Source organism: Flavobacterium sp. RSSB_23, from assembly GCF_051547145.1.
Lineage (GTDB): Bacteria > Bacteroidota > Bacteroidia > Flavobacteriales > Flavobacteriaceae > Flavobacterium.
Genome location: NZ_JBPTTO010000001.1, coordinates 358,194 through 384,000, shown reverse-complemented (window position 1 = coordinate 384,000; position 25,807 = coordinate 358,194). Strand labels below are relative to the sequence as shown.

General features: G+C 34.9%; 24 protein-coding genes. 17 read left to right on the top strand and 7 right to left on the bottom strand.

What is annotated here, in order from left to right:
* Positions 1-21 precede the first annotated feature (21 nt).
* The 4 genes from ACSVH9_RS01750 (at position 22) to ACSVH9_RS01735 (ending at position 5,066) form a co-directional block, all read left to right on the top strand.
* The gene (locus tag ACSVH9_RS01750) at positions 22-972 is read left to right on the top strand and encodes a transporter (protein WP_438062196.1); all 951 of its coding nucleotides are present in this window, start codon (positions 22-24) and stop codon (positions 970-972) included.
* A gap of 78 nt (positions 973-1,050) precedes the next feature.
* Complete coding sequence (locus ACSVH9_RS01745) at positions 1,051-2,172, top strand: GTP cyclohydrolase (RefSeq protein WP_438062195.1); 1,122 nt, start codon at positions 1,051-1,053, stop codon at positions 2,170-2,172.
* A 333-nt stretch (positions 2,173-2,505) separates the two neighbouring features.
* Positions 2,506-4,344, top strand: coding sequence for an AHH domain-containing protein (locus ACSVH9_RS01740; protein WP_438062194.1), 1,839 nt, complete (start codon positions 2,506-2,508; stop codon positions 4,342-4,344).
* The gene (locus tag ACSVH9_RS01735) at positions 4,341-5,066 is read left to right on the top strand and encodes an imm11 family protein (protein ID WP_438062193.1); all 726 of its coding nucleotides are present in this window, start codon (positions 4,341-4,343) and stop codon (positions 5,064-5,066) included. The genes ACSVH9_RS01740 and ACSVH9_RS01735 overlap by 4 nt, the downstream gene beginning before the upstream one ends.
* 118 nt (positions 5,067-5,184) lie before the next feature.
* On the opposite strand, the gene ACSVH9_RS01730 is transcribed toward ACSVH9_RS01735, so the two are convergent.
* Both ACSVH9_RS01730 and ACSVH9_RS01725 read right to left on the bottom strand, forming a co-directional pair.
* Positions 5,185-6,447, bottom strand: coding sequence for an aminotransferase class I/II-fold pyridoxal phosphate-dependent enzyme (locus ACSVH9_RS01730; protein WP_438062192.1), 1,263 nt, complete (start codon positions 6,445-6,447; stop codon positions 5,185-5,187).
* Between the two features lie 62 nt (positions 6,448-6,509).
* A complete protein-coding gene (locus ACSVH9_RS01725; protein ID WP_438062191.1) occupies positions 6,510-6,779 on the bottom strand; it encodes a hypothetical protein in 270 nt (89 codons plus the stop codon).
* Between ACSVH9_RS01725 and ACSVH9_RS01720 the strand changes: the two genes are divergently transcribed.
* Positions 6,769-7,545 (top strand): NYN domain-containing protein, encoded by a 777-nt coding sequence (locus tag ACSVH9_RS01720; RefSeq protein WP_438062190.1) that lies wholly within the window; start codon positions 6,769-6,771, stop codon positions 7,543-7,545. The genes ACSVH9_RS01725 and ACSVH9_RS01720 overlap by 11 nt on opposite strands.
* A 60-nt stretch (positions 7,546-7,605) precedes the next feature.
* On the opposite strand, the gene ACSVH9_RS01715 is transcribed toward ACSVH9_RS01720, so the two are convergent.
* Positions 7,606-8,274 (bottom strand): carbonic anhydrase, encoded by a 669-nt coding sequence (locus ACSVH9_RS01715; protein WP_438062189.1) that lies wholly within the window; start codon positions 8,272-8,274, stop codon positions 7,606-7,608.
* A gap of 168 nt (positions 8,275-8,442) precedes the next feature.
* Here ACSVH9_RS01715 and ACSVH9_RS01710 point away from each other — a divergent pair, with 168 nt between their 5' ends.
* From ACSVH9_RS01710 to ACSVH9_RS01700, 3 genes are all read left to right on the top strand, one after another.
* Positions 8,443-9,021: a non-canonical purine NTP diphosphatase gene (locus ACSVH9_RS01710; RefSeq protein ID WP_438062188.1), complete on the top strand. Its 579-nt coding sequence runs from the start codon at positions 8,443-8,445 to the stop codon at positions 9,019-9,021.
* A 206-nt stretch (positions 9,022-9,227) separates the two neighbouring features.
* Positions 9,228-11,111, top strand: a complete 1,884-nt coding sequence (locus tag ACSVH9_RS01705) for a DEAD/DEAH box helicase (RefSeq protein ID WP_438062187.1) — start codon at positions 9,228-9,230, stop codon at positions 11,109-11,111.
* Positions 11,112-11,200: 89 nt separating this feature from the next.
* Positions 11,201-11,968, top strand: a complete 768-nt coding sequence (locus tag ACSVH9_RS01700) for a carboxypeptidase-like regulatory domain-containing protein (protein WP_342692984.1) — start codon at positions 11,201-11,203, stop codon at positions 11,966-11,968.
* Here ACSVH9_RS01700 and ACSVH9_RS01695 read toward each other — a convergent pair whose 3' ends face one another.
* Entirely contained in the window at positions 11,969-12,361 is a 393-nt protein-coding gene (locus tag ACSVH9_RS01695) for a LytR/AlgR family response regulator transcription factor (RefSeq protein ID WP_438062186.1), read from the bottom strand.
* Positions 12,362-12,582: 221 nt separating this feature from the next.
* Between ACSVH9_RS01695 and ACSVH9_RS01690 the strand changes: the two genes are divergently transcribed.
* The 8 genes from ACSVH9_RS01690 to ACSVH9_RS01655 all read left to right on the top strand — a co-directional run bounded on the left by ACSVH9_RS01690 (position 12,583) and on the right by ACSVH9_RS01655 (position 22,496).
* Positions 12,583-12,966, top strand: coding sequence for a hypothetical protein (locus ACSVH9_RS01690; protein WP_438062185.1), 384 nt, complete (start codon positions 12,583-12,585; stop codon positions 12,964-12,966).
* Positions 12,967-13,174: 208 nt separating this feature from the next.
* Positions 13,175-13,975, top strand: a complete 801-nt coding sequence (locus ACSVH9_RS01685) for an MbnP family protein (RefSeq protein WP_438062184.1) — start codon at positions 13,175-13,177, stop codon at positions 13,973-13,975.
* 274 nt (positions 13,976-14,249) lie between these two features.
* Positions 14,250-15,290, top strand: coding sequence for a cytochrome-c peroxidase (locus ACSVH9_RS01680; RefSeq protein ID WP_438062183.1), 1,041 nt, complete (start codon positions 14,250-14,252; stop codon positions 15,288-15,290).
* 45 nt (positions 15,291-15,335) lie between these two features.
* On the top strand, positions 15,336-16,298 hold the full coding sequence (locus tag ACSVH9_RS01675; protein ID WP_438062182.1) for a transporter: 963 nt from the start codon (positions 15,336-15,338) through the stop codon (positions 16,296-16,298).
* Positions 16,299-16,308: 10 nt separating this feature from the next.
* Positions 16,309-16,704 (top strand): hypothetical protein, encoded by a 396-nt coding sequence (locus tag ACSVH9_RS01670; protein WP_438062181.1) that lies wholly within the window; start codon positions 16,309-16,311, stop codon positions 16,702-16,704.
* Between the two features lie 42 nt (positions 16,705-16,746).
* On the top strand, positions 16,747-18,891 hold the full coding sequence (locus ACSVH9_RS01665) for a TonB-dependent receptor (RefSeq protein WP_438062180.1): 2,145 nt from the start codon (positions 16,747-16,749) through the stop codon (positions 18,889-18,891).
* A 91-nt stretch (positions 18,892-18,982) separates the two neighbouring features.
* A complete protein-coding gene (locus ACSVH9_RS01660) occupies positions 18,983-20,575 on the top strand; it encodes a PepSY domain-containing protein (protein ID WP_438062179.1) in 1,593 nt (530 codons plus the stop codon).
* Positions 20,576-21,854: 1,279 nt separating this feature from the next.
* Positions 21,855-22,496, top strand: coding sequence for a Crp/Fnr family transcriptional regulator (locus ACSVH9_RS01655; RefSeq protein WP_438062178.1), 642 nt, complete (start codon positions 21,855-21,857; stop codon positions 22,494-22,496).
* A gap of 28 nt (positions 22,497-22,524) precedes the next feature.
* On the opposite strand, the gene ACSVH9_RS01650 is transcribed toward ACSVH9_RS01655, so the two are convergent.
* From ACSVH9_RS01650 to ACSVH9_RS01640, 3 genes are read right to left on the bottom strand one after another with little or no spacing between them, the layout of a single operon-like run.
* Complete coding sequence (locus ACSVH9_RS01650) at positions 22,525-23,988, bottom strand: aminoacyl-histidine dipeptidase (protein WP_438062177.1); 1,464 nt, start codon at positions 23,986-23,988, stop codon at positions 22,525-22,527.
* 16 nt (positions 23,989-24,004) lie between these two features.
* The gene (locus ACSVH9_RS01645; RefSeq protein WP_438062176.1) at positions 24,005-24,346 is read right to left on the bottom strand and encodes a DUF5615 family PIN-like protein; all 342 of its coding nucleotides are present in this window, start codon (positions 24,344-24,346) and stop codon (positions 24,005-24,007) included.
* Positions 24,347-24,580 carry a DUF433 domain-containing protein gene (locus ACSVH9_RS01640; protein WP_024980219.1) on the bottom strand — a complete coding sequence of 78 codons (234 nt, stop codon included), beginning with the start codon at positions 24,578-24,580 and terminating at the stop codon, positions 24,347-24,349.
* A 39-nt stretch (positions 24,581-24,619) separates the two neighbouring features.
* Between ACSVH9_RS01640 and ACSVH9_RS01635 the strand changes: the two genes are divergently transcribed.
* Positions 24,620-25,747, top strand: a complete 1,128-nt coding sequence (locus tag ACSVH9_RS01635; protein WP_438062175.1) for a DUF3810 domain-containing protein — start codon at positions 24,620-24,622, stop codon at positions 25,745-25,747.
* Positions 25,748-25,807: the final 60 nt, after the last annotated feature.

Sequence of the window (25,807 nt, the reverse complement as noted above, 5' to 3'; positions counted from 1 at the left end):
TTAAATCAAAAGAATATAACTATGTTCCCAATCAAAAAAACTCTTTTAATCGCTTTATTTCTAACCCCTTTTGTTCACTACGGGCAATATACCGATCAGATTAACTCCAATCGCCCTGGAGAAACCATGTCGGCTTATGGTGTGGGCAAAAATGTCATTCAAGTAGAAACTGGTGTTTATGGTATTCAATCCAATCATAGTTTATTGAACTATGATGTCAATGGCTTCGGTCTAGACGCCACGATTCGTTGGGGAGCGTTTTTGGAAAGATTAGAAGTTATTGCTGATATTCAATATCAAAATGATCAGCTAAAGACTGACCTCACAACCACAAATCGAGCTAATTTCAAACAGACCAATTTAGGAGCAAAATACTTAATTTATGATCCTTTTAAAAATTACGAGAAAAAAGTAAATTTTTACAGTTGGAAAGCCAACCAACGTTTTAACTGGAGACAGTTCTTACCCGCAGTTTCTTTATTTGCTGGAGCCAATTTTGTTTTCGAAGGAAACCCTTATGCCTTTACATTAGAATCTAGTATCTCTCCAAAAGTAATGTTGATTACACAAAATCATTTTGGCGACGGAAGATGGGTTTTTGTAACCAATATTATTGCTGACTACATTGGAACGGATTATCCAACATATGGTTATGTGATTACTTTAACTCGTGGTTTTAGTAAAAAATGGTCTGGATTCATTGAAAATCAAGGATACAAAAGTGACTTTTATAGCGACGCCATTGTAAGAGGAGGTGCTGCTTATTTACTGAACAATAATTTTCAAATTGACGCTTCTATAAGTACTAGTCTCAAAGACACCCCGAGTCTTCTCTATGGTGGCTTTGGTGTTTCTTGGCGCTATGATGGTTTTTACAAAAACGCAATAGCAAAAATGAAAAAAGAAGACAAAAAGAAAAAAGCAACCGACAATCAAGAACAAGAACGAAGAAGAAAATCAAAATACGACTAACAAACAAGCCCTTAATTGGGCTTTTTTTATGGACAAAAGTTGGCTATATTCGCACCTACACTTTACACTTTATAATCCATGATTACGATTCACGAAGCCAAAAGCAAAAAAGAAATCACCGAGTTTATCAAATTCCCTTTTTCTCTCTATAAAAACAACAAATATTGGGTACCACCATTGATTGCAGATGAATTGGAAACTTTTGACAAGACCAAAAATCCCGCTTTCGAAAATGCCGAAGCGTATTTTTTTGTTGCCAAAAGAAACCAAGAAATTGTTGGAAGAATCGCAACGATTATCAATTGGGATGAAGTCAATAATCAACAGAAAAAAAAGGTTCGTTTTGGTTGGTTTGATGTTATTGATGATATAACAGTAACCCAAGCATTACTTGAAAAAGTGTATGAACTAGGACGCAAAAACAACCTTGACTATGTAGAAGGTCCAATGGGCTTTTCAAATCTCGATAAAGTCGGCGTGCTAACCGAAGGTTTCGAAGAAATTGGCACCATGATTACTTGGTACAATCATCCTTATTATGCGCAACACTTTGAGCAACTAGGCTATGTAACCGAAAAGGAATATGTAGAAAACAAATTCCCTTTTTCGAATGTAAAACCAGAAACTTTCGAGAAAGCAGAGGAATTGATTAGAAAGCGATACCAATTAAAAGCCATCAATTTCACCAAAACCAAAGACGTCCTCCCGTATGTGGACAAAATGTTTGATTTATTCAATGAATCGTATGCCAAACTTTCCTCGTTTGTAGCGATTACAGATATTCAGAAGGAATATTTCAAAAACAAATACATCAATTTCATCAATCCAGAATACATTAAATATGTAGAAGACAAAGACGGAAATTTAGTCGCTTTTGCCATAGTAATGCCAAGTTTTTCAAAAGCGCTACAAAAAGCAAAAGGCAAATTATTCCCTTTTGGTTTCCTTCATTTATTACAAGCAAGAAAAAACAGCAAAGACGTTCTTTTTTATTTAATTGGTGTACATCCTGACTACCAAAACAAAGGAGTTCACGCTATTATTTTTAAAGAATACCATACCACTTTTACCGAAAAAGGCATTCAAAACTGCATCCGCACACCCGAATTAGCAGACAATCTAGCCATTCAATTGCTATGGAAAAATTTCAATCCCACCATTCATTGCAGAAGAAAAACGTTTAGAAAAGAACTTCTTTAAGAAAAAAGTAGCCAGTGGTCAGTTTTTAGTCCTCAGTTTTAGTCCTCAGTAAAACAAACAAAAAAATCCATTCGCCAAAAAAACGAATGGATTTTTTGTTCCATTAAACTTAATCAATTGATTAGCAAACTGATTTTTGAAATATCACTAAAAGTGGGTATTTTATTTATTAAATAAATTCTTAATTTTATTCATATTAACTTTAACCAATAGTTTTATGATAAACAAACAAACAAACAAACAAACAAACAAACAAACAAACACCATCATCATTGCTTTAAGGAATTAATACTTATAGTATTAGTTGGTCTATTTACAAGTTGTGAGAAAGATTTGTATGAAAATGCAATTCAACAAGATAATAAAAATCTTATTGTAAGCGATAAGCCATTTGAAGAATTGTATTCTAATGAAAATTTTAACAATGCATTTTCTAAATTAGGCAAAAATAAAACCTCCCGAAGTACTGCTCTTCAAGGTAAAAACGCTGTAGAGGAAAAATATGACTTTACATTTTCTAATTTACCTGCCAAAGTTATAGAAGCGAACAACAAAATAAGTTATACTTTTTTAATTTTTTCAAAAAACACTAAAAAAGAGTCTTTTGATAATTTAGTAATAGAAGTTGACAGCCTTCAACAGGTAAGAGCTGCAATAGTTAAATACAATCCAAAAACTGTAACTACAACATTCCGCAATCATGTTTACTTTGAGGGGGATATAGAAGTTCAACCAATTTTGTCTGAGTATCCCAAAAACAGTAAAACATCTAAAACGAAAGAATATGAAATTTTTTGTATTACCGAGGTGGTTTCGGCTTGTTCAAAAGTCCCTTATGACTGCCATGGTGATATATGCGGATACACATCAGTAGATATTTGCCTTTTAGCAGGAGGAGGCGGTGGCGGAATCGTAAGTTTTGGACCTGCTGGATCAATTAATAATACTGGTGCAATAAATTACGGTGGAGGTAGTTCAACATCTGGTACCTCTGGTGTTCAAACAAATTATATTACTACCATTCCTGTTTATGATGAATTACAAAAACAATTTGTTACTAGTTTGGGTAATCTGGGTAACAATTTTTCACAACTTAATCCATTAGCTCAAAAAATTGTATTTGAATATTTGAGTTATAACGAATTCGAAGATCCCATCAAAACAAATGTAAAAGATGCTTTGATAAACATTGATTTAGATTGGTTGAAACAACAATCGGCTTTGAATCAAATGAGTTTTATGAATTTTTTTATTAAAAACAACTTTTCATTAAGTAGTAAGAATTTTGTAAATGATATGATTATTGAGTTTAAGGATAGCGAAATAACCGATCAGTCAAAAGTTTCAGAGGTATTTAATGTAACTTCATACGTCTATCAAAACAATTACTTCAACAAAAGTTTTGACAGTAATTTTTATACTGCTGTAGACACCGACTCTTCCCTTAATTTAACAGATATTAATACAGCATTGACCTTTTCGAGATTATTTTTGGTACATTGTGCAGTATTAAAAAAGGAAAACCCTAATTGGTCTTATACAAAAGTTTTTGCTAGAGCTTACGTTGACACCGTTCAAGTTATGCTTGACATAGTTGGATTAGTTCCTGTATATGGGGAAGTAGCCGATTTAGCAAATGGTGTTATTTATACCATTCAGGGAGATGCACTAAATGCATCACTCAGTTTCGCCTCTACTGTTCCTGTCGCGGGATGGTTTGCCTCGGGAATTAAATTTGCAAAGCGCTCTGATGGCTTAAAATATTTGGTAACAGGAACAAACAATTTTATTAATTTTGGAACATACAACAGTACTAAATTTAGAGCAGTTCTAGGCATTGCAAAAGGGGATGCAACTAGACAAGCCCATCATATCATTTCTAGGGCGTCAAGGATTCTTGAACATCCTGCCATTCAAAAAGCCGCAAAAGCAACCACCAATCAAGGCTTTCATATAGATAGTGCATTAAACGGAATTCCGGTTGCCACTTGGAGAAACCAACCTAATCATAATAGGTATAACGATAAAATAATAGAAAAATTAGAAGCCATACCAGCTAATTTATCTGCAAATGGCACTTATTCAAAAGTCTTGGAAATAATAAAAGATGTAAAAGCTGTAATTGTAAACAACCCAAACACCCACTTAAACGATTTAAATTTTGACATATGAGATATTTTAGAATTCGACGTGGCTTAAACACCAAAATAATGGGACATCTTCCCCAAACAAAAGATGTTATTCATCATTGTGATGTTTGGGAGACCCCCACGTTTATAGATAATATTGGATATAATAAAATTGATTTCAATCCTATTGTCTCAAATCTTATACTATTTCCTAAAGCTAAAACTACTGATTTACTAGATGGAGGGGGGATGGGTTTTTCATTAAAATTTGTAATGAGCGACAAACTCAAAAACATTCTTGAGAAGTATAGCGAAAATAGATTTCAATTTTTTGAATGTCCAATATTTCATAAGGAAATTGAGTATAAAAATTATTACATTATCAATCCATACAAAATAGATATGGAGTTCATAGATTATCAAAATTCAAAATATACATATAAAAAAAGAGATGCTGAAGGGAATAGAAATTTAACAGAAATTAGTTTTAAAAATTTTGAGGAATTCAAAGAGTTCTTAAAAATTCTTAACCCAATGGATGAATTTACTATTAAAAATATTGCATTAATAAGCAGTTTAGAAGAACATTTCTTTGCCTTAGAAAATGTAGAAGGCGGCAGAGGTTATTTTGTTTCTGAAAAACTGAAACAAGAAATAGAAGTAGCAGGATGTACTGGAATAGAATTTCAACCTATTGAATTAACATTTCACGAATGGAGTGTATCTGGAGGAGAAAGAGATAAAGTGTATGGAAAATCGTGGTAAATATCGTATCAAAACAATTGATTAGTTCAAAAAACAAAAATATCTTGCTACAATTTTTTAAAAAAAAATCCATTCGCCAAAACGAATGGATTTTCTATATAAGTGAAAACCTAAAAAATTAAGCTTCCATATCTACTGTAGTGCGTGCTGCAATTTCTTTATACGTACCGCTAACTAGTTTCTCACGAATCGCTTCGAAAGCCGCCAAGGTTTCTGCAATATCTTCTAAAGTATGAGAAGCCGTTGGAATCATACGCAACAAAATAATACCTTTCGGGATTACTGGATAGACTACAATCGACAAGAAAATACCGTAGTTTTCTCTCAAGTCGTTCACCATCACCATCGCTTCTGGAATACTTCCTTCTAAGTAAACTGGAGTAATACAAGTATTAGTATCTCCAATATTGAACCCTTTTTCTTTTAATCCGTTTTGTAACGCATTAACATTTTCCCACAATTTATCTTTAATCGCAGAAGATTCACGCAACAATTGCAAACGCTTCAAAGAACCAAGAGTTTGTATCATTGGCAATGCTTTGGCAAACATTTGAGAACGCAAATTGTATTTCAAATAATCGATAATGTCTTTATCTGCTGCAACGAAAGCACCAATATTCGCCATAGATTTAGCAAACGTAGAAAAATACACATCAATTCCGTCTTGACAACCTTGCTCCTCACCTGCTCCTGCACCTGTTTTTCCAAGCGTTCCAAAACCGTGTGCATCATCCACCAATAAACGGAAATTGTATTTCTCCTTCAAGGCCACAATTTCTTTCAATTTACCTTGTTGTCCACGCATTCCAAAAACACCTTCAGTAATGAACAAAATTCCTCCACCTGTTTCTGTCGCCATTTTAGTAGCACGTTGCAGGTTTTTCTCCATACTTTCTAAATCATTGTGTTTGTAGGTAAAACGTTTACCCATATGCAAACGCACCCCATCAATAATACAAGCGTGTGAATCTACGTCATACACAATGATATCGTTTTTAGTCACCAAAGCATCAATGATAGACACCATTCCTTGGTAACCAAAATTCAACAAATAAGCCGATTCTTTCATCACAAAAGCAGCCAATTCTTGCTCCAACTGCTCGTGATATTTCGTGTGTCCGCTCATCATACGCGCACCCATTGGGTAAGCTGCACCAAACTGAATTGCTGCATCTGTATCAGCCTGACGCACTTCTGGATGATTGGCCAAACCTAAATAGTCGTTCAAACTCCAGTTCAATATATTTTTTCCTTGAAATTGCATTCTTGGTCCCAATTCTCCTTCTAGTTTAGGAAAAACAAAATACCCTTCTGCCTGAGAAGCCCATTTTCCTAAAGGACCTTTATTGTTTTGGATTCTTTCGAATAAATCTTTTACCATAATATAATGACTTAATACTACATTTTTATTAAGGCGCAAAATTAAATATTTAAAATTTATAATTACTCCCAAAATCCTTTTATTTTACTTAAAAAAATGGTCTTTTTTAGACGATTATTTTCAGTAGCAAAATCCTGCTCTTCATTACAAGCTCTTGTAGCTAAACCGTATTTTACTAAAGCACTAGCAGGAGCTTCTTTTAGTCGCTCTGCTAGCACAAGTAAAATATTCGGTTGAGCCACAAGAGGCTTTTCATTTCTATCAGGGCTAGACAAAGTGCTAACCATAAAGTTTGTATCTTTGAACACCAAAGCATCAAAAATGTCAAACAACACCAAAGAATTAAAACTAGCCGTCCTTATTGACGCCGACAACGTGCCGTATAGCAACATCAAAGGTATGATGGAAGAAATCACCAAATACGGCACTCCTACCACCAAACGCATCTATGCCGATTGGACAAAACCCAATTCTAATGGTTGGAAATCAGTTTTATTAGAACACGCCATTACACCCATTCAACAATACAGTTATACTACTGGAAAAAATTCCTCCGACTCCGCTTTGATTATCGATGCAATGGATTTGTTGTACTCCGATAAAGTTGATGGTTTTTGTATCGTTTCTAGCGACAGCGATTTTACCCGTCTCGCCATTCGGTTACGAGAATCAGGTATGAAAGTCATTGGAATAGGTGAAAAGAAAACACCAAACGCCTTTATTGTTGCCTGCGACCGTTTCGTGTTCATAGAAGTTTTAGAAGGCGCTACCAAAAAGAAAAAACCAAAAGCCACTACCGCTACCACTCCATCTGACACCAAAAAAGTAGTAGAAAAAGAAACGGCAATCAAAATAGACAACCCAACTATTGACCTTATTGAAGATGCTATCGATGCCATAAGCGACGATGATGGCTGGGCATTTTTAGGTGATGTGGGAAATCTAATCGTCAAAAACAAACCCGAATTCGACCCAAGAAGTTATGGCTTTAGCAAACTTACCCCAATGCTCAAATCCCTAACCGACATACTCGAAATCGACGAAAGAGATTCGGATAAAAAAGGAATTAAACACGTCTATGTAAGGCTTCGTTATTAAAATAAAAAAACTGCATCTCAATCGAAATGCAGTTTTTTTTTAAAAAGAAATTGTACCAAGTTAACTCTTCAAGCTACTTAAGTAATTTTCAGGAAGAAATTCAACTTTACCCGTTTTTAAATCATACACAGCGCCAACAACCATAGTACTATTATCCTTTGTAGACTTGGTCAAAACGGGCTCTAAATTTTTCAATTGCTCCACTTGCATCGCAACGTTAATCTTTACTGCATTTTCAATCTCGTCACCGTGCTGATGTTTGGCCAATTTTGCAGCAGGCTTTATAGCATTAATTAAGCTTACTATGTGCCCTGGAACTTCTGGTAATTTACAAGCTGCCGCTACAGCACCACATTGGGTATGACCTAAAACCACAATTAATTTGGCTCCCAAAACCGCATTAGCAAACTCAATACTACCAAATGAAGCATAAGAGGAAACTTGACCAGCGGTTCTTACAATAAACAAATCTCCCAATCCTTGGTCAAAAATAATTTCGCTAGGCACTCTAGAATCAGAGCACCCCACAATAACCGCAAAAGGCTTTTGTCCCGAGGCCAATTCCTTAATTCTATTGACATCTTGGTGAGGTTTTATACTCTTCCCAACTACAAACCTACTATTTCCTTCCTTTAAAGCAGCCAATGCTGTTTCTGGCGTAACTTGTGCACGAACAGAATAATAAGAAAGCATCAAAAATAAACCTAAACAAACGCTCAATTGTTTCATAACTTTTACTTTTAAAATTTGATGTAAAACTAAAAGATATAAAAACATAAACATAGTTAATGTTTTTGATTTTAATCATAAAAACATTTAATATATAAATTTCAAAAAAGAAGAAGTTCATTTAAGTACATCTAGAAAATAATATCTTTGAAACTAAAAATTAAAGAAATGAAAATAGTATTCGCCACCAATAACGAAAACAAGATAAAAGAAATCCAAAGTATGCTTCCCGAAAACATCACGATTGTGAGCCTTGAAAGCATTGGTTGTTTTGAGGAAATTCCAGAAACTGCTCCTACTATCGAGGGAAACGCTATTATGAAAGCGAATTACATAACCGAAAAGTATGGTTATGATTGCTTTGCTGATGATACTGGACTTGAAATCGAAGCGTTAAACAACGAACCTAGTGTTTTTTCTGCTCGTTATGCTGGAGAACAACGTTCCGCTGAGGATAATATGAACAAAGTATTACATCTTTTAAATGATAAAAGTAACCGAAACGCTCAATTCAAAACGGTGATTTGTTTGAATCTTAAAGGCAAACAATACTTATTCACTGGCATAGCCAAAGGAAACATTACTTCAGAAAAAAAAGGCGAGGGTGGTTTTGGATACGACCCTATTTTTCAGCCTGAAAATTACAAAGAGACTTTTGCAGAACTTTCACTTGAAACCAAAAACAAAATCAGTCACCGTGGTATCGCCACACAATCATTACTTGCATTTCTGAATACAACTCATTAACAATCAAAATTGTATCATTTTTTATAACATTTTTTACAATTTCTCGCCATAATTTCACATCTAAAAAGACTATTAAAACATAAAAATCAAAAATCAAAAAGCTAACTTTCTGACAATCAAATCACAATAATTCATTAAAACTTAAAATAGCATTAGTTAATCTGAGAAATTAACAGTAATTTTGCACCCTATTTTAAAAATACATAATGAACAAATTTGAACAATTAGGATTGAATGAATCGTTACTGAAGGCGATTTTAGATCTAGGATTTGAAAATCCGTCAGAGGTACAGGAAAAGGCGATTCCCCTATTATTGGAAAAAGACACAGATATGGTTGCGTTGGCTCAAACAGGGACAGGGAAAACGGCAGCTTTCGGTTTTCCGCTAATCCAAAAAATTGATGCCGACAACAGAAATACACAAGCATTAGTTTTATCGCCAACACGCGAACTTTGCCTACAGATTACCAACGAGTTAAAAAACTACGCAAAATACGAAAAAGGTATCAACGTAGTAGCTATTTATGGTGGAGCTAGTATTACAGAGCAAGCTAGAGAAATTAAAAGAGGAGCACAAATTATTGTAGCTACTCCAGGAAGAATGCAAGACATGATCAATAGAGGTTTGGTAAACATCAAAAACATTGATTACTGTGTACTTGATGAAGCAGATGAAATGTTGAACATGGGATTCTACGAAGACATTTGCTCTATTTTATCAGATACTCCAGACGAAAAAAGCACATGGTTATTCTCTGCAACCATGCCAGCCGAGGTAGCAAGAATTGCAAAACAATTCATGAGCAGCCCAGTTGAAATTACAGTGGGAACTAAGAACTCAGGTTCTGCAACTGTATCACACGAATTTTATTTGGTAAACGCAAGAGATCGTTACGAAGCGTTGAAACGTTTAGCAGATGCTAATCCAGACATTTTCTCAGTAGTATTTTGTCGCACCAAAAGAGATACGCAACAAGTAGCTGAAAAATTAATCGAAGACGGATACAGCGCTGCTGCATTACACGGAGATTTATCGCAAGCACAACGTGATGGGGTAATGAAATCGTTTAGAGGAAGACAAATCCAAATGCTAGTAGCTACCGATGTAGCCGCACGTGGAATTGACGTAGACAACGTAACTCACGTTGTAAACTACCAACTTCCTGATGAAATCGAAACCTATAACCACCGTTCTGGACGTACTGGTCGTGCTGGTAAATTAGGTACATCGATTGTAATCGTGACCAAAAGTGAATTGCGCAAAATCTCATCTATTGAAAGAATCATCAAACAAAAATTTGAAGAAAAAACAATCCCATCTGGAATTGAAATCTGCGAAATTCAATTATTGCACTTAGCCAACAAAATCAAAGAAACGGAAGTAGACCACGAAATTGACAACTACCTTCCAGCAATCAATGATGTATTAGAAGGTTTAAGCAAAGAAGAATTAATCAAGAAAATGGTATCGGTAGAATTTAACCGTTTTATCAACTACTATAAGAAAAACAGAGATTTATCTAGCCAATCATCAGGTTCAGACCGACGTGAACGCGACGATAGAGATGGTGCTTCTAGAGGAAACAATAGCGGTGCTACTCGTTACTTCGTAAACATCGGTTCTAGAGATAACTTTGACTGGATGACTTTGAAAGATTTCTTAAAAGAAACTTTAGACTTAGGTCGTGATGACGTATTCAAAGTAGATGTAAAAGAAGGATTCTCTTTCTTTAATACAGATGCTGAACATACTGATAAAGTAATGGACATCTTAAACAATGTACAATTAGAAGGACGTCGTATCAATGTAGAGATTTCTAAAAATGATGGTGGCGGAAGACGCGACCATAATGGCAGAAGCTCTGGAGGTTTTGGCGGTAGAAGTTCTGCTCCAAGAAGAGAAGGAAACTTTGCTCCAAGAAGAGAAGGCGGATTCCGTAGCGACAGAAACTCAGTTCCAAGAGAGGGAGGATTCAGAAGCGAAAGAGGAAGTGCTCCAAGAAGAGAAGGTGGTTCAACAGAAAGAGCCCCAAGACGTTCTGAAAGTTTTGGCGACAGCCCAAGACCAAGAAGACCAAGAAGAGACTAACATTCCTTTGTTAATTTTCTTATAATAATACTGAGAAACTACAAAATATTTAATTGCGATTTACTACTTTTAAAACTTTAAATTCGTATATGAGATATTTTGTAGTTTTCTTTTTTATGCTACTTTCAGTTAGCAGTTTCGCACAAGAAACCAACCCTACTTTAAAAGTTTCTGGAACCATCGTTAACGACAGTAATGACCAACCATTATCTTACGCTAACATCATCAACGTCAACAAAGTAAAAGGAACTACTACAGATACTAAAGGAAATTTTGAAATTGAAGTTTCACAAAGTGACACCTTACACGTCTCATTATTAGGTTTTCAATCCATCAAAGTTAGAGTTACAAACGACTGGTTGAAAAATAAAACTACCGTAATTAAACTTACAGAAAAAGCAATAGCCCTAGAAGAAGTGGTTATTCGTCCTTTTCACCTAACTGGGTATTTAGAAGTAGATTCAAAATTGATTCCAGTAAAAGAAAACTTCAGATACAGTATTTCAGGATTAACCGCTGGTTACGAAGGCGGACAATACTCTCCTGATGCTTTTGGAAAAGTACTTGGCTCGATTTTTAATCCAGCAGATATGTTGTATAACTTTTTTGGTAAAAAACCAAAAGAATTACGACGTTTAAAGGATTTAAAGAAAGACGATACGGTACGCAAAGCATTAGAATCTAAGTACGACAGAGAGATGATTGCTACCTTACTAGGAATAGACAAAAATGAAATCCCAGACATCCTAAAACGATGCAATTATTCGGACGCATTTATCCAAACAGCCAATGATTTGCAAATTATGGATGCGATAAGTGGTTGCTATGAAGAATATAAAATCTTGAAGAAAAAATAACTACTCTTCTTTATTTTTTCGGAGCTTTTTGATGCGTTTAGTTGCCTTCTTCACTGCATCTTTAACAGCCGTTTCACTAAATGGTTTGATTACAAAATCAGCAGGATTATATTCCGAAGCTTTAAAGAAATATCCTGGAAAAGCAGTGGCAAAAATAATTTGAAAATCAATCGTATCCAATTGATCCAAAACCTCAAAAATTTGTTTTTCTCGCATGTTAATGTCTAAGAAAACAATATCAGGTTTTTTGGAAACAATCTCAGACAAAGCTGTTTCCATAGTTTTGGCAACACCAACAATCTCAAGTTTTAAGCAATGCGTAGAGATGATTTTCTTTAAAATCTCAATGTTGATCATTTCGTCATCAACAAGTACAACAGAATATACGTTCATAAAATGGTTAGGAATAAATGGTGGTATTTTTATTCTAAATAGTTTTTAAATATAATTAAAAACTGCAACAAAAAAACAAGACAGAATTACATTTATTAAGAACTTATTGTTAATAGAATGTCTTAACCCCATAAAACTAGAAAATTGAATTTTATGAAAATATAATTTCGTATTCTAAAATCTTGTCCTACTTTTGCTCCTCGAAAAACAATACAATTGTTGTGAAAAAAATTGGCGTATATCTTTTAACCCTCACATTGCTATTCCCTATTTTTGGGAATATAGTGATATACACCCAATTTAAAGCCAATCAAGAGCAAATCATCAAAACCATTTGTGTACAACGAAAATTAGTCAACAATACTTGTAATGGTCGTTGTGAATTACAAAAAAGCCTAAAACAATTTGATGAGAATGAGAAAAAAATGGAAAACATCCTGAAAGAAAAAGCAGATTTCGTTTACCTCATTCATTCAGCACCTACATCATTTGCAAGTAACAACACTCCGATAACTTCAACAACCAAGTTGAACGTTTTTCATACGTCTGGAAAAACCATTTCCAAAACAAATTCAACTTTCAGACCTCCCTCCTTTTTACTATAATCTTATTCAAAATCCATTTCAATCTCAATTGAAATGCATCGCCTTGTATGAAAATACAATGCCTCGCAATGATTGCCTCTGAAAGATTTCGTGCGTTTTAATTCGAAAATGCACTACTCTCATTTCAAAAAAGAACATATATCAAGTTCTTTTTCAATACAATCATGCAAAAAAACAAATGAATATCATAATAGTAAAAAACCAACTCATGAAAAAATATATTTTAAAAGCAACTTTAGCTTTAGCAGCAATAATTACAATAACAGCTTGTTCTAACGATAACGACGAAGCAATCACAGGAACAGGAGCTTTAACACTTGAATTTGATAACGCTTTCAAAGCAAATGACCTAATTCTAACTTCACAATCGAATACAACAGCCAACAACGAAGTATTGAAAATCAGCACAGTAAAATACATCGTTAGTAACATTGTGTTGACCAAAGAAGACGGAACAACGTTCACTTACCCAAAAAGCGAAAGCTATTTCATTATAGACGAAGCTACTCCAGCTAGTTTAGAAGCTCAATTAAAAAACATTCCAGCTGGTAACTACACCAAAGTAAAATTTGGAATTGGAGTAGACAAAGCACAATGGGAACTTGGTGCAACAGGACAAGGCGATTTCTTAGCCAAAGCACAAGCAGCAAAAATGATGTGGAGCTGGACTGCAGGATACAAATTCTTAGCTTTCGAAGGCACCTTTACTTCAACTACAGTAACAACTCCAACTTCGTTTATGATTCACACTGGACAAACAGGAACCGATTACAACTACACTGAAATCACTTTGGATTTAGCTACCAAAGCATTAGTGAGAACCAACATTACCCCACAAGTACATATCATCACAGATATCTCTAAAGTGGTAGACGGAACCAACACCATCAAATTGACAGACAACAATATGGGTGGTATGGGCGCTATGATTATGAGTGGTTCAAAATTAGCTTTAATCACCGCTAATGTTAACCAAATGTTCAAAGTAGATCACGTTCATAACGACTAATCCACTTCACAAAAAGCGATTGAAAGTCTTTATCTATTAAGAATAAGGAGCGAATCATCAGGCATTTTTGTCAACAAGATTCCCGCCATCATTCCAAAACTTGTGAGCTGAACGCCAGCTCACAAGGTTTTTCCCTTCTGTCGGGGCTAGAAGACCAACATTTAGGATGTTTTGGAAACATTCAAAAGAAAACTGCTTTCAATCGTTTTTTCACCAAAATCGCTAACCCAAGTTATCGAGATTCCCTTTTTAACAACAAAATGTACACATACAAATGAAAGCAAAATACCTATTGTTGTTCATTTTTCCTATTCTTTTGAGTTGTTCCAACGACAACGACGAAGACTATCAAAATGTACCTATCGACTTCAAAGTCCCCTCCAACTTTCCGCCAGTTGCCTATAATTTTGCCAATAATCCATTGACAGAAAAAGGATTCGAATTAGGAAAAAAATTATTCTATGACGGACGATTGGCTTCAGACGGAATCGTTTCTTGTGGTTTTTGTCACGAACAAGAAACAGCGTTTACGCACCACGGACACACCGTAAGTCACGGAGTAAACGGTGCTGTAGGCACACGAAATACGCCTTCCATTCAAAATTTAGCCTATCAAACTACCTTTATGTTTGATGGCGCTACCAATCATTTGGACTTACAAGCCATCATCCCTTTTACCAGTCCAATAGAAATGAATGGCGATTTCAACAAAGCGCTTGCAATGATGAAAAATGACCCTGAATACCGAAAGTTATTCAAATCCGCTTTCACTGACGGATTAATTAATTCTGAAAATATGCTAAAAGCCTTGGGACAATTTATGGTAATGGTTACCTCAAGCAATTCAAAATTTGATAAATTCAGAAGAAATGAAGGAGGCATCACACTCAGCACGACCGAAAAAGAGGGCTATGCTGTTTTTAATGCCAAATGCGCCTCTTGTCACGCTACAGATTTAATGACCGACCATTCTTTTAGAAACAATGGCCTACCCGTAAATCCAGCAGTAAACGATGTGGGACGTTACCGAGTGACAGAACTAGCCACAGATTTATACAAATTCAAAGTACCAAGTTTAAGAAACATCGAAAAAACAGCACCTTATATGCACGACGGACGCTTTGGAACACTAGAAGCCGTTTTAGATCATTATGCCAATGGTGTAGAAAACTCAACAACTTTGGATCCTATTTTAAAACAAAATGGAAAAATAGGTATCGTACTTTCTGTTCAAGAAAAAGAACAACTTATTGCCTTCTTGAAAACACTAACCGATTACGAATACCTCACCGATAAACGATTCTCGGAATTTTAAAAGTTAGCAAAAATTGTCACTACACATAAAAACAACCCATCAAGAATGAAAAAAATATTCCTATTACTTCTTATTTTATGCCAACAAATAGGATTTAGCGCAACGACAGAAGACCCAATTTCGGGATTTACCTTTCAAAAGATGCTTATAGAAAGCTATGATGATTTTTGTGATGCTTGTGGCTGTTCTGCAAGTGGTGGAAGTATGGGATTCAGTTCTATGCTAAACTCTAATTTTGTTGGAATTCGGTATTTTTATCAAAGTTACTCTAGCCAAGACGGCATATTTGCTAATTCGCCTTGGGTAGACGAGCACTTTAATACCCTTCAAATTTGGAGTAAAATTCCCGTTACAGAGCAATTACAACTTTCGTTATTGGTTCCTTACCAATTTCATAACAGGGAAAGAACTACTGGCAACGAATCCATAAAAGGTTTAGGCGACATCACCTTAATGGGATTGTACACTATCTATAAAACACACAAAGACAGCACTCTTTTGATTCATAAATTACAGCTTGGAGGTGGGGTAAAAATGCCTACTGGGAAGTTTAACGAAACCAACAATGCTGGAAATATCAATCAAAGTTTTCAAGTCGGAACTGGGAGTTGGGATTTTTTATTAGCTACAGAATACATCCTTAAAAAAGGAAAATTAGGATTGCATACTATGGCCAATTATACCGTAAAAACAGAAAACAAAAAGCAATACCAATTTGGAAATCAGTTCAATTATGGCAGCACGCTGTTTTATTTATTTGATACTTCCGCTGTTCAATTTGTACCTCAATTAGGAATTGCAGGAGAAGTTTATGCTACCAATAAACAGTATGGGTTGAATTTACCTAATACTGCCGGAGATGTTTTGTTTAGTAAACTAGGAGTTGAACTAGGAAAAGACAATTTTTCTCTTGGAATTAATGCTATGCTCCCTATCAATCAACACTTGGCCAATAGTAAAATGGAAGCCAATTATCGTTGGAGCATTAACCTGAATTATAGTTTATAACCACCCGATTTTGAAAAAATTTCTTGTAATTAGTTTATCATTTATTCTTATGCTCCCACTTATGGAGCACGCTATCCTATTTACACTATTCAAAATCAATCAAAATGAAATTTCAAAAACGATTTGTGTCCAAAGACAACTCATTAACAATACTTGTAACGGTCGTTGTGAACTACAGAAAAGTTTAAAAAAACTAAATGACAATGAAAAAGATTTTGATAACCGCTTAAAAGAGAATACCCACATCGTTTATGTGAAATCTCTTTTAGAAACCAATTATACTCTAAACGTTTTCATTTTTGTAACCAAGAAAAAGTTTTACAGCGCTGTTCAAAAACCCATTTCAATAGTTTTATATCATTTTCGACCACCATCTGCTACCTTCTACTTTAGTAAATGTTTTTAAACAAAAAAAATCAACTTAAGATTAGAATTTCAGATAAACCAAATGAAAAAATACATTACAGCCTTATTACTAGTAGGGCAAATCGCTTTTGCGCAAAATAAAACCGAAAAAGACAGCACCAAAACCCAAGATTTAGAAACCGTTTTTGTTACCGCCAACCGTACCGCTACCCAACGAAAACAAACCCCAACAGCCATCAGCAAACTGAACGCCAAAACGATAGACGAAGCTAAAGCCGTAGCTGTATTCGAAGTAATCAACAAAATACCTGGCGTATTGATGGTAAATTTAGGAAACGAGCAACACTCTATGGCTATTCGTCAACCTATGACCACAAATGCCTATTACTTATACCTTGAAGACGGCTTACCTATTCGTCCAATGGGAATATTTAACCACAATGCATTACTAGAAATCAACCAATTCAACCTTCAAAACATTGAGGTAGTCAAAGGACCAGTTTCTTCATTATATGGCCCTGAAGCCGTTGGTGGTGCCATCAATTTAATTTCAAAAAAACCAACAATAGACCCAGAATTCAAATTCGGAATCCAAGCCGACCAATGGGGCTACCACCGTATTCAGGCTATGGCAAGTGCGACTGTTGGCAAAGTTGGTTTTCACATAGCTGGAATTTCAAGTTTGCAAAAAAATGGCTGGATGGCTTTCTCTGATTACAACAAAGACAACCTGAATGCCCGTATCGACTTCAACATCAGTCCAAAAACTCGATTAATTAGCACTACTATGTGGGGTAAATATTATTCGGATATGAGTGGAAGTGTAAACGAAGATGCTTTTTACAACAGAACCTACAAAAGCACCACCGATTTCACTTATAGAAAATCCGATGCCTTACGAACTAAATTGGCGCTTGAACACGACTGGAATAGCAACTCAAGTAGTGCCTTGACAGTTTATTTTAGAGATAACAAATTAGGACAAAATCCTTCCTACTCTATTCGTTGGACCACTGGAAAAACTACTGCAACAGGCGAAATCAACTCTAACAATTTCAAAAGTTATGGCGCCATTGCACAACACACCCAAAAACTATCCTTTTGGGACACCAAAATTGTAGCAGGTGTGCTTTATGACTATTCTCCAGTAACCTATTGGGCCTATAGAACCGACTTAAAAGCCAACCTAAACCCAGGTGGATTAACAGTAAACAATTACGAACAAATCGCAGAAAGACCAGACATCAAATTAGTGGACTACACAGCAGACATTTTCAACTCTGCCGAATATGCTCAAATTAGCTTTAGTCCTATTGAACAATTGGTGCTTACTGGAGGCTTGCGTTATGACAATATGAAAGTTGATTATGACAATGCTCTCGATAAATCCATCGGAACCAAAATATACGACAAAGTAACCTTCAAAGCTGGAGCCAACTTCAATCCATCTACTTACTTTGGATTTTATGCCAATTATGCACAAGGATTTGCACCTCCAGGAATCACATCTATTTTTAGAGCCAAACCTGGAACGGGTGGAACCACAGGTAAACCCGCTGAGTTTTACTATAATCTTGAGCCAGCTACTTTCGATAACTACGAAGCTGGTGGTTGGATAAACGTTCTAAAAAACAAATTGTATTTTGATTATGCCATCTACTATATGGATGGTAAAAATGAACTGTTAAGCATCCGCCAACCAGACAATTCAACCGATTTTCAATCTGCAGGAGAAACAAGACACAAAGGAGTTGAATTTGGTTTCAACTACAAACCTTCTGAGCAATTGAACATTCGTTTTGGAGGAACTGTTGCAGAACACACCTTTATCAACTTCAAAGTATCGGATAGACCAACCGATGCATTGAAAAACTTAGATGGTAAAGAAATGCCTCAAGCTCCAAGATGGTCAGGAAACGCTGAAATCAGTTATTATCCAAATTGGTTCCCTAATTTTAGAACAGCTCTAGAATGGCAATCGGTAGGAAGCTATTACCAAGACCAAATCAACACGGTAAAATACGCAGGTTACGATATTTTCAATTTTAGATTGGGCTATCACTATAAATCCCTTGAATTCTTTGGAAACATAATGAATTTAACCGATAAATTATACGCCTTCAATGTGTCCCGTGCCAATCTAAGCACCTCACAACCATCGTATACTGCCGCCGCACCTAGAACCTTCTTAATAGGATTACAATATAATTTTTCATTAAAAAAATAATTAGGAGCTAATCCCGTCATCCGCTGTATCTTTTGGGGCGAACCCCGCCCCAAAAGGATGCCGCTACTACCGGGGCTAAAAAAAACAAACAATGAGCACAACCCACAACAACGAGAAAACATCCAAGAAAAAGGATTCGAAATTCATCAAAAAAGTAAAGCAAAAAATATACGCTTGGCACAGATACATTGGGATTATTACTATTGTGCCCGTTATATTTTGGACACTTTCAGGGATAATGCATCCTTTTATGGCGCATTTTTTCAAACCCACTATTGCCAATGAACAAATTGAAAAAGTAACCATCGACTCGTCAAAAATCAACTATTCCCTTCAAGAAGTATTGCTAAAAAACCAAATCAGCAGCTTCAAAAATTTCCGAATAGTATCTTTTGACAAGACTACTTATTATCAAGTGAAAACTGAAAAAGATTCACTGTTATACTTTGATACGGCAACAGCCAAAAAACTAGAAAACGGAGACCAAAATTATGCACATTGGCTTTCGCGTTACTTTTTAGAAGACCAAGAAAGTACTATCGCAAAAACGGAAGTAGTAACCGAGTTCAATTCTCAGTACAAATACATCAATCGCTATTTACCGGTTTACAAAATCACTTACAATCGTCCAGATGCTATGGAGATTTATGTAGAAACCGCTTCGAGCAAACTAGCCACTTATAACCCAAAATCCAGACAAGCCTTCATTTGGTTTTTTGACACGTTTCATAATTGGGCGTTCATAGATTGGATTAGCAACAACAGCATCCGTATAGTAGTAATGTTCATTTTCCTTGGCATTATCTTCTTCTCAGCCATAAGCGGGATTGTGATTTATGGCTTATTTTGGAAACAATTCAAAAAAACAGACAGTCTAGCTCCCAAAAAAGGAATTAGAGCCTATCACCGTCAAATCGGGATTTGGTTTTCGTTCTTTACCTTAACCTTTGCTTTTAGTGGGGCTTATCACGCTACAACCAAATGGGAACCTTATGTTTTAGACAAAATGGTGTATGAACCTATTTTTAAAACCAATGAATTACCAACCGCCAATACTGCCTTAGCTATAGATTGGAAAAAATTGGAAAACACCAGTTTGATTCGTTACAATGACAGCATTTATTACCGTTGCGAATTACAATCCAATAACAAAACTGCTACCGAAAAACCAAAATGGGGCAACAAAAAAGCACAACCCGTTAGCGAAATTGTGTACATCAACAGTGTCACCAACAAAGTACGTCCCAATTTAGATGTAGATTACGCTACTTATTTGGCTAATTATTTTGATGACAACACTCAGAAAGCCGCTTGCTGTGAAATGGACAACACCTCTGCCGAACCTAACTGCGCTATAAAAGAAGCTAAACTATTAGAAACCAAACAGCTTACAGAATTCAACAGTAGAGAATACGGTTTTGTCAACAAACGTTTGCCAGTAATCAAATTAGCGTATGACACTCCAAATAAAAAAACCTATTTCATAGAAACCGCCACCTCCAGATTAGCTGCTCTAGTCGAAACATCGGACAAAATAGAAGGCTATTCGTTTGCCATTTTTCATAAATTCTTGTTTATGGATTGGGCAGGAAAAAGTGTTAGGGATTTGTCTACCGTTCTAGTTGCCTTGGTTATTTTGGTAATTAGCATTTTAGGCTTAGTTTTGTTTTTGAAAAAGAAGTAGATTCCTCCCTTTTAAAACAACATTTAATCAAAGTATCATTCTCCCAATTGCATCTTGTGATTGGGAGTTTTTTTTTAAAGTTGTAATGGCAGCAAATTAACCTACCTTTACTAGATTCACTAAAACAAGTAATTATGGCAAAAAGTCTAAATGCTAAAAAAACAGCAAAAAAAGAACCGCTAAAAACGGCTAAGGAAAAGAAAGAAGAAAAACGAGATAAAAAAAATAGTCCCAAGAGAGACTAGAAAAAATGAATTAGCAGCTTTTTTAATCTATACTACTAAAAGCTGCTAATAAATAAGTAAAAAACACTAATGAATTGGAATACTAGTATTATTCTAAAAGAAAAACATTCCTCCTAAAATTCAAAAAAACTACACAAAAAAACTAACAAACTCCTTTCTTTTACTAAAAAACCAACTAATTTCTTCTACACCTCCCCTTTGTTTAGTATTTTTTTTTTCATTTATTTTTTTATTATTTAAATGTAAATGCTAATTTTTTATTAAGCCCTCACTCAACTTGTTAAAATTGATATTCTTATTTTAACAAAATGTTATTTAGACTAAATTCACTTAAAAAATCATATTCATAACTAAAAATGAATTTGATTAAAGTAAAAACAAAACAAGCAATACATTACCCAAAAAACACTATGTATTTATGAGTTTAACAACATTAACGATAGCCTTCAAAAAACTTAAAATGTGACATATATCAACAAAAAAAAGTGATTCTCATCATTTATAATTTGTAGCAAGTAGGAGTAGATTTGTAAAAACACTAAAAAAAATGAACCCCTCTCCTCATTACGAAAATGATTTTATAACTATAAAAACATTGATAAAATCAAAAAAAATAGAAATTAATAAAATCAGACAAATAAAAATAATTGAAAACAAAACCTTCTACTATGTAAAATACGCAATACTCACAACCTACATTACGACCCTTATCATTTGTTTTGTTGTATTCAAAATTCATTTTAACGAAATACAGTGTTTTCTTATGATCTGTATTTTGATTTTTTTATTGTTTTACCTGCTTCGTATAAGAATAGTTTATGCCCAAATCACAGACCATTCAAAATCCTACAAGGTACTTTTGACAAAAGAAAATGACGAAAAAATATACCAATTGATAACCCAACTAGAAATATCCCATTTTAAAAAAAATATTTCTAATAAATAATAAAATCAATGAACCTAAACAACCCCAACTACCTACTTTTCATTGCTATAGTTTATGGTTTTATTGTTTTGAAAAAACATAAAAAAAAATGAAAGAAATATTATATTCCCATTTCGAAGATTTTATTGATTTAACAGAATATGAGTTTGAATATATTTATTCGCATCTTAAAATAAAAAAATACAAAAAGCATCAATTTCTTTTTCAGGAGGGAGATGTTGTTTCCTTTGATTATTTCATCATTAACGGCATTGTAAAAACCTATTTGGTCGACGTTGATGGTAAAGAACGAATTATGGACTTATCGTATGACAATCTATGGATTAGTGATTACCCCAACTTATTTGAACAATCAACAACTAATTTATATGCTAGCTGCATAGTAGACACTATCGTCTACTGTATATCAATAGAAGATATAGATAAACTTAGCGAAGAAATTCCAAGCATTCTGAAGTACTTTCGAATAAGAGGAAGACAAGGAATAATCAAAAGAGAAAAAAGAATTACCTCTTTACTAATGTTAAACATAAAAGAGCGATTAGAAGTTTTTAAAAGTGATTTTTCGCCTATTTTTAACAAACTACCCAAATCAATAATAGCTTCCTATATAGGTGTTTCCAGAGAAACCCTAAGCCGATTGAATAAAAAAAAAAGAAATAATACCCTTTACCCATACCCATTTCTTTCTTTACAAAAATCAAGAAAAAAAGACCTTATTTTGCAATAAGGTCTTTTCAATAATTATCAAATACCTATTATTTTAAAGGTATTGAAGCTAAAATTTCTAAGAAGAATTTCCAGAATTTCTGAGAAGAACTAATACTTGCTCTTTCGTCTGGCGAATGGGCTCCGTGAATCGTTGGTCCAAAAGAAATCATATCCATATCTGGATAATTGGTTCCTAAAATTCCACACTCTAATCCTGCGTGGCAAGCTACGACATTAGGTTTAGCATTGTTTTGTTTTTCATAAATACCAACCAAAACATCCAAAATTTCGGATTTTGGATTAGGCGTCCATCCCGGATAAGCTCCAGAAAACTCCACTTCGCAGCCCATCAATTCAAAGGCAGAACGCAAAGCATTCGCCAAATCCATTTTAGAGGACTCTACCGAAGAACGGGTTAAACATTGCACAGTCAACTGTCCTTCGCCTACAATTACTTTGGCAATATTGTTAGACGTTTCTACAAGATTGTCAAAATCGGCACTCATACGATACACGCCGTTATGAGCCGTATATATCGAACGTACAAAATAAAACTGCGCTATAGAAGGCATTACTTTGGCGGGAACCTCAGTTAATTTTTCAAAAACAATTTCTAAGTTTGGCTCAGTCGTTTTGAACTCCGCTTTAATCTCGTTTACGATTTGTTGCATATCAAATACAAAGGCTTCGTCATAAACTGCAGCAATAATCACTTTCGCAACACTTTCTCTTGGAATCGCATTACGCAAACTTCCTCCAGCAATTGACGCAATTTGTAATCCGAAGTTATCAAAGCCGTCAAACAACAAACGATTCATTATTTTATTAGCATTCCCCAACCCTTTGTGAATATCCATACCTGAATGTCCGCCTTGCAAACCTTTTACCGTAATACTATAGCCAACAGAACCCTCTGGCGTATCCTCTTCGTCGTATTCGGCTGTTGCGGTTACATCGATACCACCTGCGCATCCAATGTCAATTTCGTCATCTTCTTCGGTGTCTAAATTCAATAATATTTGACCTTGTAAAATCCCGCCTTGCAGGTTCAAAGCACCTGTCATTCCTGTTTCTTCATCAATAGTAAACAAGGCTTCAATAGCAGGATGTGGAATATCAGTACTTTCTAAAACAGCCATAATTGCAGCTACACCCAAACCGTTATCGGCTCCCAATGTCGTTCCTTTAGCACGCACCCAGTCGCCATCAACATACATCTCAATGCCTTGAGTTTCGAAATCAAAAACGGTATCGTTGTTTTTTTGGTGTACCATATCCAAATGGCCTTGCAACACGATAGGTTTACGGTTTTCCATTCCTAGAGTAGCCGGTTTGCGAATGATTACGTTTCGGATTTCGTCTTCAAAGGTTTCTAAACCCAGACGATTCCCAAAATCTTTCATAAATTGGATTACTTGCTCTTCTTTTTTGGAAGGACGTGGTACAGCATTCAAATCAGCAAATTGATTCCAAAGTGCTTTAGGCTCTAAATTTCTTATTTCTTGACTCATTATTTTGTAGTGTTACTTATTCGATTCCCTCTATCCTATCTTTAAAAACATTTACTAGTTTGTGAGTCGCATTCATTTCTAGAACGCTATCCCAAACTTTACAAATGTTCTCGTGAAAATCTTTCATCTTCATATTCCCAAATCGGATATGAATTACTTTTGGAGGAGGATTGTTTAACATCATTTTATTAGAAAAATCAACATCTTTGGTAATTATAGTGAGGTTGTTTTCCTTTGCATATAACCAAATTTGTTCATCAAACCATTCATCGTTTATATTCTTTTGATGAATAAAATTGTCTGAATTCCAAATGGAAAGGTGGTACGGCAGATTGGCGTCTATTAAAAATTTTGGCATTTAGGCAACCTCTTTAATAGTAAAATTTCTGTTCATTAATTCGGATGCAAATTTAAGACAGGCATCAATATCTTCGTTTTCGAGGCTTGGATATTGCAACAAAATTTCTTCTCTAGAATCTCCAGAACTCAAAAACCCAAGAATAGTATTAACGGTAATTCTCTTGTTTCTGATGGTAGGTTTTCCGTTGCAAATTCTATCGTCAATTGTAATTCTATCAGCAATAGTTTCCATAGTGAAGTATTTTAAGGTTCAAATTTACAAAAAAAGAAAGTGCACGACGGATTTAATCCTTATTTTTATGCCAAAAGTCAAGCCTTGAAAAGAAAATACCTTTTACCGCTATTCCTCGTATTTCAAATAGTACTACTTAAAATCATTCGATTTTTTCCAGAATTCATCGAACGTTGGTACAGCAATGGCCTCTATGTCTTTATCTCGAAGTCCTTAAGAATCAGTTTAGGAAAAGTTCCTTTTTCGTTGGGCGATGTTTTGTATGCTTTGCTAATTATTCGGGCGATTCGTTGGTTTTGGTTACTCAAAAAAAATAAAACAATCCAAAGTGTAGCACCAAGACAAAAATGGAAAGAAGTCTCGCTTTCTATTTTAAGTTTTTTATCTGTAGTTTATTTTCTTTTTCATTTGCTTTGGGGACTCAATTACTACAGAGAACCGCTGTATGAAAAAATGAAAATTGAAAAAGAATATTCAGATGCCGATTTAGCTTTTTTTACTCAAAAACTAATTGCCAAAACCAATGAGATTCAGTTGAAACTAATGAGAGACAAAAATCGTAAAGTAGTTGTCCCTTATTCCAAATCTCAATTATTTCAAATGAATACGAATGGATATCGAAACTTGGCTCGAGAACATTCGATGTTCCGATACAGCCATTTGAGTATCAAGAAATCGCTTTTTAGTATTCCGCTGACGTATATGGGATTTGGTGGCTATTTGAATCCGTTTACCAATGAAGCGCAAGTGAATGGTTTGGGCCCTTTGTACAGTTTTCCGATGACTGCGAATCACGAAATGGCGCATCAAATAGGTTTTGCCAGTGAAAGTGAGTGCAATTTTATTGGTTTTTTGGCTTCGATAAAAAATAAAGATGCTTACATTCAATATTCGGGGTATAGTCTGGCCTTGCGCTATTGTTTGCGGAATTGGCAAGCACGTGATGAAAAAAAAGTGGCTCAATTTTTAAAAACGCTTCATCCTGGAGTAGTAGCCAACTTTAAAGAAAGTGAAACCTTTTGGAAACAATACGACACTTTTATCGACAAAGGATTTCATATTTTTTACGACAACTTCCTAAAAATGAACCAACAAAAAGACGGTATGGAAGGCTATAGTAAATATGTGGATTTGATGGTGAATTATTTTAAACTACATTCGTTGTAACTCGTATTTCTTATGAAAACAAAACGCGTAAAATAGCCCCGATAGTAGTGAAAATCCTTT